The 17,180-nt window shown below is 66.3% G+C and carries 18 protein-coding genes and 1 tRNA gene; 8 read left to right on the top strand and 11 right to left on the bottom strand.

Annotation, left to right across the window (positions count from 1 at the left end):
• Nucleotides 1-12 precede the first annotated feature (12 nt).
• Nucleotides 13-1,107 (top strand): efflux RND transporter periplasmic adaptor subunit, encoded by a 1,095-nt coding sequence (locus QUS11_12080; GenBank protein MDM7994033.1) that lies wholly within the window; start codon nucleotides 13-15, stop codon nucleotides 1,105-1,107.
• Between the two features lie 69 nt (nucleotides 1,108-1,176).
• Nucleotides 1,177-1,743 (top strand): molybdopterin-dependent oxidoreductase, encoded by a 567-nt coding sequence (locus QUS11_12075; protein ID MDM7994032.1) that lies wholly within the window; start codon nucleotides 1,177-1,179, stop codon nucleotides 1,741-1,743.
• Nucleotides 1,744-1,752: 9 nt separating this feature from the next.
• Here QUS11_12075 and QUS11_12070 read toward each other — a convergent pair whose 3' ends face one another.
• On the bottom strand, nucleotides 1,753-2,985 hold the full coding sequence (locus tag QUS11_12070; protein MDM7994031.1) for an AI-2E family transporter: 1,233 nt from the start codon (nucleotides 2,983-2,985) through the stop codon (nucleotides 1,753-1,755).
• A gap of 214 nt (nucleotides 2,986-3,199) precedes the next feature.
• Nucleotides 3,200-5,794 carry an ATP-dependent chaperone ClpB gene (gene clpB / locus QUS11_12065; GenBank protein MDM7994030.1) on the bottom strand — a complete coding sequence of 865 codons (2,595 nt, stop codon included), beginning with the start codon at nucleotides 5,792-5,794 and terminating at the stop codon, nucleotides 3,200-3,202.
• A 232-nt stretch (nucleotides 5,795-6,026) separates the two neighbouring features.
• On the opposite strand from clpB, the gene QUS11_12060 reads away from it, so the two are divergent.
• The 6 genes from QUS11_12060 to selD all read left to right on the top strand — a co-directional run bounded on the left by QUS11_12060 (nucleotide 6,027) and on the right by selD (nucleotide 10,389).
• Nucleotides 6,027-7,022, top strand: coding sequence for a Gfo/Idh/MocA family oxidoreductase (locus QUS11_12060; GenBank protein MDM7994029.1), 996 nt, complete (start codon nucleotides 6,027-6,029; stop codon nucleotides 7,020-7,022).
• Nucleotides 7,019-7,960 (top strand): hypothetical protein, encoded by a 942-nt coding sequence (locus QUS11_12055; protein MDM7994028.1) that lies wholly within the window; start codon nucleotides 7,019-7,021, stop codon nucleotides 7,958-7,960. The genes QUS11_12060 and QUS11_12055 overlap by 4 nt, the downstream gene beginning before the upstream one ends.
• Nucleotides 7,957-8,607 (top strand): hypothetical protein, encoded by a 651-nt coding sequence (locus QUS11_12050; GenBank protein MDM7994027.1) that lies wholly within the window; start codon nucleotides 7,957-7,959, stop codon nucleotides 8,605-8,607. Before QUS11_12055 ends, QUS11_12050 begins: the two co-directional genes overlap by 4 nt.
• 1 nt (nucleotide 8,608) lies before the next feature.
• Nucleotides 8,609-9,100, top strand: coding sequence for a GNAT family N-acetyltransferase (locus QUS11_12045; GenBank protein MDM7994026.1), 492 nt, complete (start codon nucleotides 8,609-8,611; stop codon nucleotides 9,098-9,100).
• Nucleotides 9,101-9,177: 77 nt separating this feature from the next.
• Nucleotides 9,178-9,381, top strand: a complete 204-nt coding sequence (locus QUS11_12040; protein ID MDM7994025.1) for a hypothetical protein — start codon at nucleotides 9,178-9,180, stop codon at nucleotides 9,379-9,381.
• A 9-nt stretch (nucleotides 9,382-9,390) separates the two neighbouring features.
• Nucleotides 9,391-10,389, top strand: coding sequence for a selenide, water dikinase SelD (selD, locus tag QUS11_12035; protein ID MDM7994024.1), 999 nt, complete (start codon nucleotides 9,391-9,393; stop codon nucleotides 10,387-10,389).
• A 181-nt stretch (nucleotides 10,390-10,570) separates the two neighbouring features.
• Here the strand turns inward: selD and QUS11_12030 are convergent.
• From QUS11_12030 to QUS11_11990, 9 genes are all read right to left on the bottom strand, one after another.
• Nucleotides 10,571-10,646, bottom strand: a tRNA-Phe gene (locus QUS11_12030).
• Between the two features lie 299 nt (nucleotides 10,647-10,945).
• Nucleotides 10,946-11,764: a TIGR02757 family protein gene (locus tag QUS11_12025; GenBank protein ID MDM7994023.1), complete on the bottom strand. Its 819-nt coding sequence runs from the start codon at nucleotides 11,762-11,764 to the stop codon at nucleotides 10,946-10,948.
• Nucleotides 11,757-12,014, bottom strand: coding sequence for a hypothetical protein (locus QUS11_12020; GenBank protein MDM7994022.1), 258 nt, complete (start codon nucleotides 12,012-12,014; stop codon nucleotides 11,757-11,759). Before QUS11_12020 ends, QUS11_12025 begins: the two co-directional genes overlap by 8 nt.
• Nucleotides 12,015-12,016: 2 nt before the next feature.
• Nucleotides 12,017-12,175, bottom strand: a complete 159-nt coding sequence (locus tag QUS11_12015) for a rubredoxin (GenBank protein MDM7994021.1) — start codon at nucleotides 12,173-12,175, stop codon at nucleotides 12,017-12,019.
• 390 nt (nucleotides 12,176-12,565) lie between these two features.
• Entirely contained in the window at nucleotides 12,566-13,195 is a 630-nt protein-coding gene (locus tag QUS11_12010) for a hypothetical protein (protein ID MDM7994020.1), read from the bottom strand.
• A gap of 5 nt (nucleotides 13,196-13,200) precedes the next feature.
• Nucleotides 13,201-14,196: a hypothetical protein gene (locus QUS11_12005; GenBank protein ID MDM7994019.1), complete on the bottom strand. Its 996-nt coding sequence runs from the start codon at nucleotides 14,194-14,196 to the stop codon at nucleotides 13,201-13,203.
• A gap of 9 nt (nucleotides 14,197-14,205) precedes the next feature.
• A complete protein-coding gene (locus tag QUS11_12000; protein ID MDM7994018.1) occupies nucleotides 14,206-14,850 on the bottom strand; it encodes a hypothetical protein in 645 nt (214 codons plus the stop codon).
• A gap of 19 nt (nucleotides 14,851-14,869) precedes the next feature.
• A complete protein-coding gene (locus tag QUS11_11995; protein MDM7994017.1) occupies nucleotides 14,870-16,189 on the bottom strand; it encodes a hypothetical protein in 1,320 nt (439 codons plus the stop codon).
• A 28-nt stretch (nucleotides 16,190-16,217) separates the two neighbouring features.
• Complete coding sequence (locus QUS11_11990) at nucleotides 16,218-17,129, bottom strand: D-2-hydroxyacid dehydrogenase (protein MDM7994016.1); 912 nt, start codon at nucleotides 17,127-17,129, stop codon at nucleotides 16,218-16,220.
• Nucleotides 17,130-17,180: the final 51 nt, after the last annotated feature.

The following is a 17,180-nucleotide window of genomic DNA, read 5'->3' as shown; positions in this document are numbered from 1 at the left end:
TCGGGAGAAACCATGAAGCATACCGGAGTCATTATCGCTGCAGCGGTGCTGTCGACGGCGGCCTGCGGCCCGGGAGAAGGCACGGGGCCGGGAGAGGCCGTGGTGGTGCGGGTTGTCACGATGGCACCATCCCCCATCTCCGAGGAGGTGGTGGCCTCCACGAGGCTCGAGGGCCTCGACGAGGCCCTGGTGTACCCCGGGGCCGGGGGCCGCGTCGAGGAGGTGCTGGTCAGCGAAGGCGACAGCGTCACGGCGGGAACGCCCCTCGTGAGGCTCTCCTCCGACGCGCAGTTCCTGGCCGGGTCCTCGGCGGCCAGCGCCGGAGTGGCTGCCGCCAGGTCGGCCGAGCAGAATGCCGCCAGGGCCCTCGAGAGGATGCGCTCGCTCTACGAGGCCGGGGCGGTGAGCGTCCAGGAGCTGGAGACGGCCGAGACAATGTACGCCTCCGCCGAGGCCGCGAGGCAGCAGGCCGTGGCGGGTGCGAGCCAGGCCTACAGCGCGGCGGACAATTCCCTCATAGTGGCTCCGTTCGACGGCAGGATAGGCAGGATCTGGGTCCGGGAGGGCAACATGGCCGGCGGCGGGCCGGCGGTGTCGATATCGAACGCCGAGAACCTGAGAGCCGAGGTGCTCGTGCCGGAGAGGTTCCTCGCGATGCTCGAACCCGGCCAGACCGCGCGTGTCAGCGTCATCGCCTACGGAGAAGAGAGCTTCCCCGGCATCGTGACGGCCGCCGCGCGTTCTGTCGATCCGGTTTCCGGGCTGGTCCCGGTGGAGGTCGCCTTCGGCAATCCCGACGGGCGCCTGTACCCGGGCATGGGCGGCAGGGTGGCCATATCCGTCAGGACGTCGGAGAACGCCATGGTCCTCCCGGACGTCGCGCTGAGGCGTCTCGCGGACGGCTACGAAGTAGCCCTCGAGGTCGACGGGGTCGCCCGCATGGTCCCGGTGGTGACCGGCATCATGAATGACGGCCTGGTGGAGATAGTCGAGGGTCTGAACCCGGGCGACAGGGTCATCGTCGAGGGCCAGCTCAGGGTCGCGGACGGCGACCCCGTCCGCGAGGCGGAGGACGGAGCCGCTTCCGGGCAGCCCGCATCCGAGTGAGGACGGCCGGTGTCGTCCTCTCCGCGCTGTCGATGATGTTCCCGGGCTCCTCCTGCGGCGGGGAGGGGGGTGGGCCTTCCGGCCCTCCCCCCCGGCCAGGTCTGGACGGAACGATTCCCGGTCTATTCCTTCGCAGGAGACGTCTCGTTGTCGCGCGAGGACTGGAGGCTGGAGATACTGGGCCTCGCGGAAGTCGACACCGTGCTCGACTGGAACGGATTCCTCGCGCTCGGTGCCGTCACGGACACCCTCGACCTCCACTGCGTCACGGGATGGTCGAGGCGGGGCGACGTGTGGACGGGGATCCCCTCCAGGGCGATCCTCGAACTGGCCCGTCCTCTGCCGGGGGCCGTTTCTGTCATGGTGCACTGCGCGGACGGCTACACCACCAACGTACCTCTCGAGGAGTTCGGCAGGGATGGCGTCATGCTGGCCTTCGAGCTCGACGGGGAGGCGCTCGCGCCCGAGCACGGATTCCCGGTCAGGCTCATCGTACCGCAGCTCTACGCCTACAAGGCGGCGAAATGGGTGACGGGTCTCGAATTCATGCCGGATGACCTGCCGGGATACTGGGAGAGCCGCGGGTATCATCCCAGGGGCGACCCATGGCTCGAGGAGAGATACGGGAACCCCTGACCGGAGAGGCTAGGATTTCAGGACGGCCTCCGCCCTCCTCCTCGCGAGGTAGTCCTCCCATTCGCTGGTGATGACGGCCGCCAGGGGAATGCCCAGCAGATACCCGAAGAACCCGAGTATCGCGCCGAAGATGGCCACGCTCAGGATGGCCACCACGGGATGGAGCCCCACCTTGCGGCCTATTATCTTGGGCTGCAGGAAGTTTCCCTCGAAGACATTGATGATCGCCAGGCCGGCCCCTATCACGAGCACGTCGCCCGTGGACATCCCCGATGCCAGGGCGATGACGAGTATCAGGGCCGTGCTGACCCAGAAGCCTATGACGGGGATGATGTTGAGGAGGGCCGCGAAGAGGGCGAGGAGGAACGCCATCCTCACCTCCGCCACCAGGAGGAGGGCCAGTGTTAGGATGAAGACGACCGAGCTGGTGAGGAAGAACCCCTCGACGAAGTTGCCCAGTATCCTCAGCACCCTATGCATCCTGCTGTCGACGAAGGAATGCATCGAATCGGGCAGGTACCGCTTGACGACTCCGCGCATCAGCTCGCCCGAGTCGCGCAGCACGTAGAAGAAGAACACCAGCACCATCAGCAGGCCCAGCATGCCCTTGAGGGCGTAGCCCATGCCGCCGGCCACCTCGCCCGCGAGGCCCGGCAACCATGCGCCGAATTCGCCGACCATCTGGACTATCCCGTCGGACAGGCTGCTCAGGAGGGGCGACTCGCTCCACGTATCGGGGAACAGGTCCTGTACCCTGTCCACCGACTCCTCGATGATCCGCGACAGCTCGGTGGCCTGGCTCACCACGAGGGTGCCGGTCTGGGCCCCTACGACCCCCAGGAAGCCGAACAGCAGGACGGTGACCACGAGGCTGGCCACTGTCGCGTTGAGCCTGAAGGGCCTGAAGCGGCCCCTCTCGCCGCGGAGCCAGAGGAAGAGCGGAGAGCACACATAGGCGAGGCCGGCCGCCACGAGCAGCGGCGTGAGGATGTCACGGATCGTGAAGAGGAACCACACGGCCACCAGGCCCAGCATGGTCTGGACTGTGCGGGAAACCCTGCGGTCGTGCATCCAGGGGAACAGGAGGAAGACCACTGCGCCGGCCAGGATGAGGGGATGATGGATGCTGTCGGTGGTGGTGACGAACACCGCGCAGAGCAGCGCGCCCAGCAGGAGAGCCATCCAGCCCTGGAGCCGGTCGGGCTCCCGCTGTCCTCCTCCGGGATGGATATCCTCGGCCATGCCTGCCTCCCGTGGAGAGTTCCGGCCCGTTCCGTTTTCATTATAGCGGCTTGCCCGGCCGGTCCACCAGTGCGGCATGCCGCACGCCCGGCCCGGGCTGCGGGGTGTTTACTGGATGACGTTAACTCGAAATGCCGCGCACGTTGGACATTGGACCCCATATGCTTGCATGCCGGCATCCCGAGTTAACACTGCGCCGCGCCGCTCCCGCCGTTCACTCCCCTTCCGCGTCGCGGGGATGGAAGGCGAGGTCGCCGTCCTCTTCGGTGATGTCCACCACCTGCCCCGCGTGCACGGTACCCTCCAGGAGCATCCTCGCCAGCACGTTCTGGACGGACCTCTGGATCACGCGCTTCAGGGGCCTGGCCCCGTACACGGGATCGAATCCCCTCTCCGCCAGCAGGTGAAGGGCCTGGACGTCCGCATGGACCTCCACGCCCGCGCCCTGGAGAAGCCTGTTGAGCCTCCCGAGCTGGATCCCTACGATCCTGCCCAGGTCCTCCTCGGAAAGGGGCCTGAAGACTATCACCTCGTCTATCCTGTTCAGGAACTCGGGTCTGAAGTGCGCCTCGAGGTTCTGCCTGGCCCGCCTGGCCATCTCCGACGGGGGCATCGTGCCGGCCGAGGCGGCGATCCAGTCGCTCCCGAGGTTGCTCGTCATCACCAGGAGGCAGTTCCTGAAATCGACGGTCCTGCCCTGCCCGTCGGTGAGCCTCCCGTCGTCGAGGATCTGCAGCAGAACGTTGAAGACATCGGGATGAGCCTTCTCGATCTCGTCCAGCAGCACCACCGAGTAGGGCCTGCGCCTGACGGCCTCCGTCAGGTACCCTCCCTCCTCGTATCCGACGTATCCCGGAGGCGCCCCGATCATCCTGGAGACTGAGTGCTTCTCCATGAACTCGCTCATGTCCAGCCGGATCATCGCCGCCTCGGAGTCGAACAGGAACATCGAGAGAGCCCGCGCGAGCTCGGTCTTGCCGACCCCGGTCGGGCCCATGAAGACGAAGCTGCCCAGCGGCCTGTCGGGGTCCTGCACCCCGGCCCTGGCCCTGCGCACGGCCTCCGACACCGCGGACACGGCCTCGTCCTGCCCCACCACCCTCTCGCCGAGGGCCTCCTCCATGCGCAGGAGCCTGTCCTTCTCGCTCTCGAGCATCCGTGACACGGGGATCCCCGTCCAGCTCGCGACCACTTCGGCTATCCGCTCGGGCGTGATCTCCTCGGTCAGCATCGCGCCCGACTGCTGTACGGCCGCCAGGCGCGCCCTGAGCGCGGAAGTCCTCTCCTCGATCTCCCTCAGCTTCCCGTACCGTATCTCCGCCACCCTGCCGAGGTCGCCCTCGCGCTGGGCGAGGGCCTCCGCCGTCCTCAGCTCCTCGGTCTCCCGCGCGGAGTCCCTGAGCTGTTCGATCAGGTCCTTCTCGCTCCTCCAGCGGGATTCCAGGGCGGTCAGCCTCTCGCCGAGCGAGGCGAGCTCGCTGCCTATCCCCGAGAGCCTGGCCCTGGAAGCGTCGTCGCGCTCCCTCTCCAGGCCTGCCTTCTCGATCTCGAGCTGGGTCATGCGCCTGCGGGTCTCGTCCACCTCCACCGGCATGCTGTCTATCTCGATCCTCAGCCTGCTCGCGGCCTCGTCGACGAGGTCGATGGCCTTGTCCGGCAGGAACCGGCCCGTGATGTAGCGGTCCGACAGGGTTGCCGCGGCTATGAGTGCCGCATCCTGGATCCTGATGCCGTGGTGCACCTCGTATCTCTCCCGCAGTCCCCTGAGGATGCTCACCGTGTCGGGTACCGAGGGGGGCTCGACCATGACGGGCTGGAACCTTCGCTCGAGTGCGGCGTCCTTCTCGATGTGCTTCCTGTACTCGTCCAGCGTCGTGGCGCCGATGCAGTGAAGCTCGCCCCTGGCCAGCGCCGGCTTGAGCATGTTGGCGGCGTCCACGGCCCCCTCGGCCGCACCCGCGCCCACCAGGGTGTGCAGCTCGTCGATGAACAGGATGATCCTGCCGTCGGAGGAGGTGATCTCTGCGAGCACGGACTTGAGCCTCTCCTCGAACTCGCCCCGGTACTTTGTGCCGGCCACGAGGGCGCCCATGTCCAGGGCCAGCACCCGCCTGTCCCTGAGGTTCTCCGGGGTGTCGCCGGATGCTATCCGGCTTGCCAGGCCCTCTACGACGGCGGTCTTGCCGACGCCAGGCTCGCCCAGGAGGACGGGGTTGTTCTTGCGCCTCCTGCCGAGCACCTGCATCACCCGCCTGATCTCCTCGTCGCGGCCTATGACCGGATCGAGCTTCTGTTGCCCGGCCAGGCGCGTCAGGTCCCTCGTGTACTTCTCCAGGGCCTCGTAATGGTCCTCGGCGTTCTCGGTGCCGGCCCTGCTCGAGCCCCTGACCTCCGCGAGGGCCCTCAGGAAGTCGTCCGTCGTGATGCCTTGCGACCTCATGATGGAAGAGAACTGCTCGTCTCCGGAATCGAGAAGACCCATGAACAGGTGCTCCAGGGCCGTGTACTCGTCCTTCAGCCGGGCCGCGGCGCGCTCGGCCGATTTCAATGCTCCGTCCAGCGGTCTCGAGAGCGCGGGGCCGCTGCCTCCCCCGATCCGGGGAAGCCTCGAGAGCGCCTCGTCCACCGCTGTGCGGACCGCCCGCGGATCGGCGCCCATCCTCGTCAGGACGGCGCCGACTGTGCCGTCGGGATCGGCCAGGAGCGCGGACGCCAGGTGGAGGCACGTCACCTCGGAATTCCCCGAGGCGAGCCCCGCTGCATCCTGTACGGCCTCCCTCGCCTTTATCGTGTACTTGTCGAGTTTCATGTCGCCTTACCTCCAGGTCCTGTACGCTTACGACAAAGCAACATGGAGGCCAGCGGCGCGGCGGCGTTCCATCATCGCATCATGCTGCGGCACTGCCTCTTGCCGTCGCCGAAGAAGGCCGGGCCCGCCGGCCCGGGCGGCAGAGTGCGCCCTGCGCGCCATAATGGCCCGGTTCTTTACCGGAGCGCGCCCTTTGGCTAGTGTAAGCTACCCGAAACAACATGGAGGCGCGATGTCGAAGATTGCCGTCATTGGCCTCGGATACTGGGGCCCCAATCTCGCGAGGAACCTCTTCACGAACCGGAAGTGCACCGGGCTCGTCCTCTGCGACTCCGATCCCGCCAGGCTGGCCATGCACGCCGAGAGGTTCCCCGGGGCGCAGACATGTGCGAGCTTCGACGGGGTCATCGCGGATCCCTCCATCGACGGCGTGGTGATCGCCACCGACGTCATGTCGCACTATCCGCTGGCCAGGCGCGTCCTGGAATCCGGGAGGCACGTATTCGTCGAGAAGCCGTTCGCATCGAGCGAGGCCGAGGCGAGGCACCTGGTGGAGCTGGGCGAGGAGCGCGGCCTGGTCACCATGGTCGGGCACACGTTCCTCTTCTCGCCGCCCGTCCTGAAGACCAGGGAGATAGTGCAGTCGGGCGAGCTCGGCGACATCTACTTCATCACCGCCACGCGGGTGAACCTCGGGCTGCACCAGAAGGACGTCTCGGTCATCTGGGACCTCGCGCCGCACGACTTCTCGATGCTCTTCTTCTGGCTCGGCGAGGAGCCCGACAGGATCGAGGCATACGGCAACGAGTACGTGCTCTCGGGCATACCCGACGTCGCATTCATAAACCTCCACTTCCCGAGCAACGTGATAGCCAACGTCCAGGTATCCTGGCTCTCCCCCTCCAAGCTGCGCAGGACGGTCGTGGTCGGGAGCCGGAAGATGCTCGTCTACGACGACACCGAGCCCGACGAGAAGATCAAGATCTACGACAAGCGGGTCGACATCATCGAGCCATCCTCCTTCGGCGAGTACCAGCTCACCTACCGCTCCGGCGACATAGTCTCGCCCAAGGTAGGGACGACGGAACCCCTGGCGGCCGAGATCGAGGAGTTCCTCGGGTGCATCGCCTCCGGAGCGAGGCCCGTTTCCGACGGCAGGAACGGCCTTGCGGTGGTCAGGGCCCTGGAGAAGGCGGACAGGTCCCTCCAGGAGAGCATGCGCAGGTGACCTCCACCGGGCCCGGCATACTCCTCGAAGCCGGCGATCTCCTGCCGCTCCGGGAGTCCGTCTCGGACAGCTCGATCGCCGTGATGGGAGGATCCGTCCTCGCCCTGATAGCCGACGAAAGGGCCTTTCCTTCGAGGCTCGCGGGCATGCTCGCGGGCCTCGAGAAGCCCTGGTGCGGCAGGATAACGGCCGGCAGGCGCAGCATCCCGGTGACCGACAAGGCCGCCCGGAAGATCGTGGGTTTCGTCGGTTCCCCTCCGGTCGGCCCGGCGGGCATGACGCCGGGGGGCCTCCTCGGGCTCGCGGCCTCCGCGGGCGGTATCGGGCCCGGCAGGGCTTCGGGTGCAGTGCGCGAGATGATGGACTGGTGCGGCCTGGCATCCCTCTCCGGCAGCAGGCTGGAGGATCTCCCCCCCGATGCGGCTTTCGCCACCGCCTTTGCCCTGGCGCTCATGCACAATCCGTCGGTCCTGATAATCGAACCGCGTGTTCCGGAGGCCTTCTACACGCATCTCGACGCGATGAAGGACGCCGGCAAGGCGATCGTGGTGACGGGAAGGGGGCTGGCCGAGCTGCCCCCCTGTACCGACAGGGTGGCGCTCTGCACGTCGACCGACCTTGTGAGGACCCTTGTCAGGACCGAGCTCGTCGAGGCGGCCTCCGGCGCGAGCGAGATAAGGGTCGAGTTCTGCCCGGCGCTCCCCAGGCGCCTGATCGAGGAGATGCCCGGGATGGAGGTCCTGCAGGGCACGGAGACCGGCTACAGGCTCCGCCACAGGACTCCGCTCTCTGCCGTCACCTGGCTCCTGACGCTCGCGAGGGCCAACGCCAGGACGGTCTCGGGCCTGGAGATAAGACCTCCGAGCGTCTCGGACCTGATAGACATGACCGATCCCGGCAGGGTTCGCACGCTCTTCGACGAGGATCCCGGCGAGTGATCCCCCCCGTGTTCGTCTGGCGCGAGATGCTCCGCAGAGCGTCCGCATCGGCAGGCTCGTGGTTCGCGCTGGTTGCATTCCCTGTCCTGATGGGCATCCACGGTTCCGCCACGTCCGGCTTCACCGGGTCGGCACTCGGCGCCCTGCCGGCCTCGGTGGCGGCCTTCTGCTGCCTGGGCTGGCGGTCGTCGAAGGGCAGGGCCGACCTCGCGAGGCTCCTGGAGAGGACACCCTTCGGCCGCAGCGGCCTGGCCCTCTCGGAGACGGTTCTGGGGGTCGCCCTCGGTTCGCTCGCGGGATATGCCGCCCTGGCGCTTCTGCCGGGGGGCCCCCTGCCCTGGCAGGCCTGGGCGATGCCCCCCCTCGCCTCGCTCCAGGTGTCGTGCATCTCGACGGGGCTGGGCCGCCGTTCCGCCAGCCTCCCGTCATCGATCCTGGTCATGCTGGCGGCGCTCTCGGTGATCCCGGCCCCGGGGGCCTTCACGGCCCTGCTCGCCTCGCCGGGGCACCTCCCGCGGATCCTCGGGATGGGGACCGCCTCGGTACACCCCGACATGTACGTCGCCTCCTCGGTGCTCCTCGCAGCTGCCGCCGTCTACGCCGAGGCCGGCACGAGGGACCGCGTCGGGCGGCCCGGAGGCTCCTGACATGGATACAAGGCTCATGGAGGCAGGCGATTACGACGCCCTGGCGGCCCTCTGGTCGGGCTTCCCGGGCAATGCCATGACCGCGGCGGATTCGCGCGCGGGTTTCGAGAGGTTCCTCGGCGCCAACGGGCCGCTCTGCTTCGTGCTCCTCGACGGCACCGGGGTCGCGGGCTCGGTCATGGCGGGCCACGACACCCGGCGGGGATACGTCTACCATCTCGCCGTCTCGTCACGTCTCCAGGGAACGGGCGGGGGCAGGCTCCTGATGGAGAGGGTCGAGCGCGCCCTCCTCGATGAAGGGATAGAGAAGGTCCACCTCTTCATCTACCGCGACAACCCCGCCGTCGCCTTCTACGAGAGGCTGGGCTGGCGGGTCAGGCAGGACATCCATGTCATGAGCAAGGTCCTGTCGGGCGATCCTTGCGCAGGCACGAGGGAGACGCCCCTGCCGGACGCGCGGGGAGATGGCGCCGCGGGGACCGATCCCCGATAATCGCACTTCCATGTCCTCCCGGTGATCTTCCGGAGGACGTGCCGACACTGCACTGCACGGAGGGAGGTGATGGATCGATGGCGGAGAAGAGCGTAGACGGATGCCCGTGCACGGCGAGCTGCTCCAATCACGGCGACTGTGCCTCCTGCATGGCGGCGCATTCCGGGACGGGCGAGCCCACCGCCTGCCGGAAGCTCGGAGTGCCGAGCCTCGCCGACAGGAATGTCCGGGCCGTGGCCGATTCGGTGAGGCTGCTCGACTTCTCGCCCTGTGCGGGTTGAGCCGGCAAGCTGCCCCCGGACAGGCTGTCCGGGCTGCTGTCGGGGATACCGAAATTCGAGACTCCTGACCTGATCGTGGGGATGGAGACGATGGACGACGCCGGGATCTTCAGGATCTCCGACGACACCGCGCTCGTCCAGACCGTCGATTTCTTCTCTCCCGCGGTCAATTCCGCCAGGGCGAGCGGCAGGATAGTAGCCGCCAACTGCCTGTCGGACATCTGGGCGATGGGCGGCCGGCCGCTGACGGCCATGAACATCCTCGGTTTCCCCGCGTCGAAGCTGCCCCCCGGGGTCGTGCGGGAGCTGCTGTCGGGCGCGGCCGAGAAGATGGTCGAGGCGGGCGTTGCGCTCGTGGGTGGCCACAGCGTCGACCAGAAGGAAGTGATGTTCGGCATGAGCGTCACCGGCGTGATCCACCCGGCGAGGGCGATACGCAACTCGCGGGCGCGGGCCGGCGACGCCCTGATCCTCTCGAAGCCCCTGGGAACCGGGATTCTCTGCACGGCCCTGAAGGAGGGGCATGTGGAGGATTCCGCCCTCGACGAGGCCGTGTCGTTCATGGAGAGGCTCAACCGGTACGCCTCGGAGGCGCTGGCGGCCTTCGACGTCAGCGCGCTCACCGACGTGACGGGGTTCGGCCTGCTCGGGCACTCCGTCGCGATGGCGAAGACCTCGGGCGTCACGATCGAAGTCGATCCGGATCTCGTCCCGGTGCTGGACGGCGCGATGGAGCTCGCCGACAGGTATCTCCCCGGTGGCTCGGGCAGGAACTGGGACTACGACAGGGCGAACGTGGAGATGCCCCTGGACGTCGATCCGCGCATGCTCGCGGTGCTGATGGACTCGCAGACCTCGGGCGGCCTGCTGGCGGCGGTTGCCCCGGGTCAGGCGGAGGACGCCGTCGAGCGTCTCAGGGAATGCGGCGACACGCGCGCTTCCGTCATCGGCCGCCTCCTCCCCCCCTCCCCCTTCCCGGTCCGTGTCAGAGGAAAAAATGTAAAGTAATCAGGGTTCCTGCCTGATTACCGGACATGCATCCTACCTATAAAATGGTTCACTGCCCATATATTGTTGACATTATTGCTGATACGAAAAGTCTCTCAACGTAGCTGCTGCAAGAAATCAATGCTTACAGGCACTGATTCTGATTACTTTACATTTTTTCCTCTGACACCGGACTGGGGGGTGGTGCCGAGGGGCGGAATCGGACCGCCGACGCACGGATTTTCAGTCCGTTGCTCTACCAACTGAGCTACCTCGGCACCGGGGCAAGGCTGCCAATCTACAAAACACGGGCCGATGCGGTCAATCCTCGCACTGTCGAGAGTGATGGAACACATCTTCGGTCCTGCGATGATCGACGTGTCAATCCTCGCACTGTCGAGAGTGATGGAACGCATCTTCGGGTCCTGCGATGATCGACGTGTCTACCCGCAGATCCCGTCAGATGCGGCACACCAGGTGAGGACTGTTCCGGCAATTCAGGCCGGGCCTGAACGAGAACCCGCATGAAGACAACGGGATGGACAATGGGCCGGAAGGGTGCTGCGGCACCGGTATGTCAGCGGGCGGCGGGCTGCGGCAGGGCGAGCTCCCTGAGAAGGTCCTCCCGCGAGAGCTCGCGCCTGATCCCGAAGCGCGTGAGCGCGAAGTCGTACCTGGCGGGATCGTCCGGCCTGATGCGCCGGAAGCCTTCTGTTATCTCGGCAACGGTGGCCGCGTCGGCCTGACGCCTTTCCGTCATGCCCAGCAGCAGGCCCGCCCTGTGCATGTGCACGTCGAGGGGCACCAGCAGCTGAGACGGCCCGAGGGCATCCCAGCCCCCCGGATCGACGTCGTCGCACCTCACCATCCAGCGGAACATCAGGTTGAGCCTCTTGCACGCGCTCCCGAGCCCGGGATGAGGCAGCATGCTCGACCTCCCGAGCCCCGCCTCCCGAAGAATGGCCTCCACGAGCAACGTGCCGGCCTCATGCGCGCCGGCGGCACCGCGGAAGGTCTCCTGCAGCGAACCGGCATGCCCCTGTATCCTCGAGGCCGCGAACAGGACCGCCGACATCTCCTCGCCGGGGGTGAACCTGTGCCTGAAGGAGCAGGCCCCCGAGGCGTCGCCGGGGGTCCGGCAGCTCCCGAGGAAGGCCGATGGCGAAGGCCCCATCGCGTCCAGCAGCCTCGACACGTTCCGGATGATCTGCTCGACGCGCCCGTAGGCGAGGGATGACGCTGCGAGGGCTGCCAGCTCGCGGTCGGCGGGATCGTCGTACAGGTACAGGAACTGGAGCGGATCGGGCTCTACGAACGCCCTTGTGTTGTAGCGTCCGTAGAGCCCTTCGAGCGAGTCGGAAAGAGAGAGGGAACCGGCCGGGAACGGGTCAGGCAAGCTCGAGGTCCACCCTCCTGGCGACGACGCCGGGGATGACGTTCAGCTTGCGCTCCATCTCGGCCTTCTTCTCCTCCTCGCCCACGATCTCGAGGATGATGAGCCCAGTCTCCGTGCAGTTGTCCAGCACTCCCTCGTGGATGCCGAGGCGCGTCTTGATCATGCAGCCCCAGCCCGTGAGGATCTGCTGGACCTTCGCGGCGGACTCCTTGCGGCTCGAAACCATGATGAGCACCACTGTCTTCTTCATGGCTACTCCTTCTCGAACTCGGTCTTCGGAGCGCCGCAGACCGGGCAGACCCAGTCGTCCGGGAGGTCGGCGTACGCCGTTCCGGCGGGGATGCCGCCGTCGGGGTCGCCCAGCTCGGGGTTATAGACCCAGCCGCACACGACGCATACGTACTTGTCCATGTCCTTGGCCCCCTTCGTGAATGGATTGTCGAGAGGAGCGTCGAAACCGGGCGCCACCCTGTCGATGGCCGACATGAAGGCTTCCTTCACGGCTGACAGTTCCTCGCGCCCCGGTGAGATCATGAGGACGATCCGCACCCACTCCGGGCCCCTGGCCCTCGCGGGGCGGCAGAACTCGAACTCGTCGATGAGGATCGGCACGTCCAGCTCGTGGCAGTGTATGTCGAGTATGAGCGTGTCGCCCACCGCCTCGCACTCGGCGATGGGGTTGCCCTCGTAGAAGAAGCGGAGGTCCTCGGTGCAGGTGAGCCCGTCGGTGACGGGGAGCTCCGCGAGGACCATCTGGAGTGCCCTGTTCATCAGCCTCCGCCCTGGGGCGGGCCCGTTGTTTCAGTTCAAGAGCCCCAGCCAGTCACCCAGCAGGAACTGCACGCGGCCGATCAGGAGGCTGATGCGGCCCATCACCGTGAAACCGAACGTCGCCCCGAACCCGATCATGATCAGCCAGATCCCCACCTTCGACCCGAAGCCGAAGAACAGGCCTTTGTGGGGCTTCGAGAAGAAGAAGTAGATGATCCCGGCCAGGGTCCCGAACACGATCACGATCGCGCCGAGAGTGTCGTACCACGGAGCGCCCGGCGTGTACAGGGGGATCATGGTGGCCTGGATCTGCCTGAGGATGTAGGTCTGCATGTCGTAGGGGAAGGCCACGCCCATGCCCGTTCCGAGCAGGAACGCGATGGGGTAGCGCGACAGCCAGGCGACCTTCGGGAAGAACCTGGTGATGTAGAGCAATCCCAGAATGGCCGGGACGATCATTATCAGGTTCTCGCCGTGCGAGACGGGATCTATGAGCCTGGGGACGAGTACCCGCTGGTATGTCAGCACTATGGAGTAGCCCAGTGAGGTACCGACGACGAGGTGCTCGGCCAGCCTGTACAGGGGGTTCTCCTTGTAGAGAAACGAGAACACGGCCAGCGTGAAGATGGCCGCGACCCAGAGCCCGATGGTCTCGTACATCTCCGCTACCTCCTGCTCTTGAGGGCGGTCTTCTTGTGGAAGCCGCCCGCGAAGTACGCGATGTTGCCGAGGATGACGAGCAGGATGATCAGGATGTGCGCCAGGGACTGCACGTCCATGCCACGGTAGGCCTTGCCCGTGGTTTCGGTGTAGCCTCCCTCGGTCTCCAGCACCTCGTACTCGGCGGCTCCGCGCAGCCCGCCCATCATGCCCACGACCTGGCCGGACTGGATGTACGGGAAGTAGTCGGTCGCCATGACGGCCGTCACGCCGAACGCCACCGGCAGCCCGACGCGGGACGTGCCATAGAGAATCCACCACATGCAGGCGGAGGACCCGGCGAGCGTGACCGCAAGGTCCACCTCACGCAGATTCTTGTGGGCCTGCAGCATGGGCATGTCGTGGAGGTTGTTGCCATAGGCGTCGGTCGGGTACTGGTTGGCTATCGAGGTCCCCATGCCGAGGATGACAAGCGAGAAGTACGGCAGGTAGCCCAGGTGGGCGTAGTCGACGCCCTCGAACACCCAGCCCCTCGCCCCCTCGGGGAGCGGGTTGCCTGCGGCCTCCCAGGCCGACTCGAGGCTGTCACGCCCGACGTATCCGGCTTCCCTCACGGACTCCCACTCCGCCCACGGGACGTAGACGAAGTTGCCGGGGACGCGGGTGTCGAAGACGCTCGCCACTCCCTGCTCGGCAAGACCCTGTCCCAGAGGCGAGACTGCGGTGATGAACACCGGGACATGCCTCGCGAAGGCGTGCCTCAGGACGGCCACGCCCATGGGCATGTTCTCGGCCTCGGTGCCCGGGTCGAAGTCCCAGCCGATGAAGATGGCGTCGTCCGGCCCAAGGCTGTCCACCAGGTCGTAGACGCTGCGGACCTCCTGGGTGGGCACGACCGGCAGGCCCATCCTGATGAAGAACGGCACTATCACAACGATCGCGATCAGGAGATAGAGCCATCTCCTGTCTATGTTGAGCATCTTTTCCCATCTGTTAGTCATGCCGCTCACCTACTCTCCCGCCCCGCCGAGCCAGCCGCGCTCGACGCCGAAGATGATCTTGAGGCAGGTGGCGAGCATGCCGAATCCCACGCCCAGCTCGATGGCCCTCTTGGCGGCGAGGTTGGGGAACCTCAGGATCCACAGGCCGGTGTCGGGCAGCCAGCGGCCCAGCAGGTCGCCTATCGGCACCTGCGCCAGCATGACTACGATTGCAGTCACCAGCAGAACCGTGGCGAGGGCGCTCTTGGCCCTGAAGGCGCGGAACGCCGCGCTCGCGATGTAGAAGGCCAGCATGCTGAACATCGTGGCCTGTATGGGGATCTGCACCCTGGAGTACATGAAGTCGAAGAATCCCGGGCCGTCGGTTCCGCCACCCATAATGACGGGGAGCATGAGACCGAAGACCGGCATCAGGTAGAGGGGCAGGAGGACTGCGTAGCTGTAGGGCCAGTTGGGGGCCCTGGCCCTGATCTTGTGGACATGAACCCTGGTGATGCTGCCGACACCCAGTATCAGGGCGAAGGCGCCCACCAGCGGAGCCCACTCGGTGTAGTAGTTGAAGACGTCCTGGGACGCCTGGTGGGGGATGAAGTACTGGATGATCATCAAGAGACCGCCCAGGAGGGCGATCATCAGCGGGACGTTCCTCTTCATGTCTGCACCTCCCTCCGCCCTACTCGAGGCTCGTTACGTCGACGAGCCCCTGGAGCTTCAGGAGCAGGGACTTCGACGGGTCGGCGGCTCCGCCCGTGAAGATGTCGACAATGGAAAGGACTATCCCGATCGTCACGAAGGCCATGACTATGCCCTTGCAGGCGTCCTGGCCCTTCACGGCTCCGACCTGCTTGGGCTCGCGCCCGAGGTAGGCGCTGGCGGCATAGAGCTCCTCGCCTATCAGCGTGTAGTCGCACGTCGTGATGAAGAACGGGAGCTGGGTGATCGCGTCGGTGCCCGCGATCTGTATGGCCCCGGAGAGCGAACCGGTCTCCGCGAGGAGAAGCGACTCGGCCCAGAACATGCCGAGGTAGAAGTTGGTGGCAGGCTTCTCGCGCATCATCTGGCCGTTGACGGCCGCGACGTACGCGAACTGGCTGTCGGTGACGAAGTACACCGAGTTGTTCTCGTAGGAATCGGGTCGGCCGGCCTCCATGTAGGCCTGCTTCACGGTCTCCTCGGCCACGGTGTAGACGATCGGGTCGCGGTTGGGCACCCTCAGGGGGGTCTGGTACTCCGCCACCTTCCTGGCCACGCGGCTGAGGATCGTCAGGCTCGCGATCGTCGCGACGTCCTCGATCGACGAGAGGCCGGGGACGTAGAGGATGGGCTTGCCCATCTCGGTGGCGCGGCCTATCGCCTCGTCGATGGCGTCGATGCCTGGGATAGGCCTGAGGTACAGCTCGTGGCCCATCTGCGCCTTCTTGAAGTAGTAGAAGATGAGCCCGATGAAGACGATGCAGCCCGCAAGGACCTTGAGCTTCCCGGTGTGGAACAGCTCGCCGCGGGGCGTGAAGTCCGCCGCCACCGCCGACCCCTCGATCTGCCTTCCGTCGATCGTGAGGACGTCGACGCGGTACTCGTACTGCGTGCCCGGAACCACGAGGAAGTCGGGGTCGTAGCCGTCGACTATCTCGGTGGGATCTCCTGCGGGGACGTTCTCGACGGCCGCCCACTGCCCGCCGAGGCTGTCGGGCGCGCCGGGCGTCCTGCGCATGACGAGGTATCCCAGGACGCACTCCGGGTTTGGCGATTCGCAGAAGGAGAGGATCAGGTGATCGCCCGCGTCGTTGGGGAAGTCCTGGATCGTCAGCACCGTCGCGGGCCCGACCTCCGGAGGGGCCGCGACCTCAGGCTCCACGGTCGGGATGGCGGCAAGACTGTCAGCGGTGACCGCCGCGGCGGCCTCGCCGGGATCCCCGGGCGAGGCCGTCTGGGCCATGGCGGTACCGAAGGGCAGCGCCGCCACCAGGAGCAGCAGCTCGAGGTGTTTCAGCATAGACGCCTTTCGGTGGGACTGTTGCGGACTACTTGAAGTACTCGATCAATATCTTCGAGACCTCGCCGCCCACGCGCGCGGTGGCGCCCGCCGTGCCGGCGCCTATGTGCGGGGTGGCGATCAGGTTCTCGCAGGAGACGAGCGAGAGGTCCTCGGGGGGCTCCTTCTCGAAAACGTCGGTGCCGGCCGCGAAGACCTTCCCGGACCTGAGAGCCTCGCCGAGCGCGACCTCGTCCACGGTGCCGCCCCTGGCGCAGTTCACCAGCACGACACCCTCCTTCATCATGTCGAACTGCTTCTTCGAGATGATGTGCCTGGTCTCGGGGGACATGGGGATGTGCAGGCTGATGAAGTCGGCCTCGCGGCAGAGCGTGTCGAGGTCGACCTTCCTGGCGTCCATTCCACCTGCGTCATTCACGAAGGGATCGTAGAAGATCACCTTCATCTCGAATGCGAGCGCCCTCTTCGCCACTTCGCGGGCTATCCTGCCGAAGCCGACGAGGCCGAGGGTGGAGTGCCACAGCTCGATGCCCTTGCTGAAGGCCTTCTTCTCCCACTTCCCGTCCTTGCAGGTGCGGTCGGCGCGGGAGATGGACCTGCAGCACGCGAGCATCTGGGCCATGGCGAGCTCTGCGACGGCCACGGAGCTGGCGCCGGGGGTGTTCATGACCTTCACCCCGAATTCCTTCGCTGCCTCGGCGTCGATGTTGTCCATGCCCACGCCGCCCCTGACAACGAGCTTGAGCGTGCCGGCGGCCTTCTCGAGCACGGGCCTGGTCACCTTCGTCGCACTGCGGACGACCATTGCGTCGAAACCCGGGATGGTCGCGACGAGCTCGTCGGGCGTCATGCCCGGCTTCTCCACCACTTCGTGACCCGCAGCCCTGATTTCGGCTACGGCATCCGGGGAGATGGGGTCACAGACGAGAATCCTTGCCATTTCAATCCTCCTGGCTGGGTCCACGGACTGCAAATGCGCATCAACCTATCC

Source organism: Candidatus Fermentibacter sp. (genome assembly GCA_030373045.1).
Classification (GTDB): domain Bacteria; phylum Fermentibacterota; class Fermentibacteria; order Fermentibacterales; family Fermentibacteraceae; genus Fermentibacter.
Note: the sequence above shows the minus strand (reverse complement) of the source record. Positions and strands in the feature narration are given on the sequence as shown.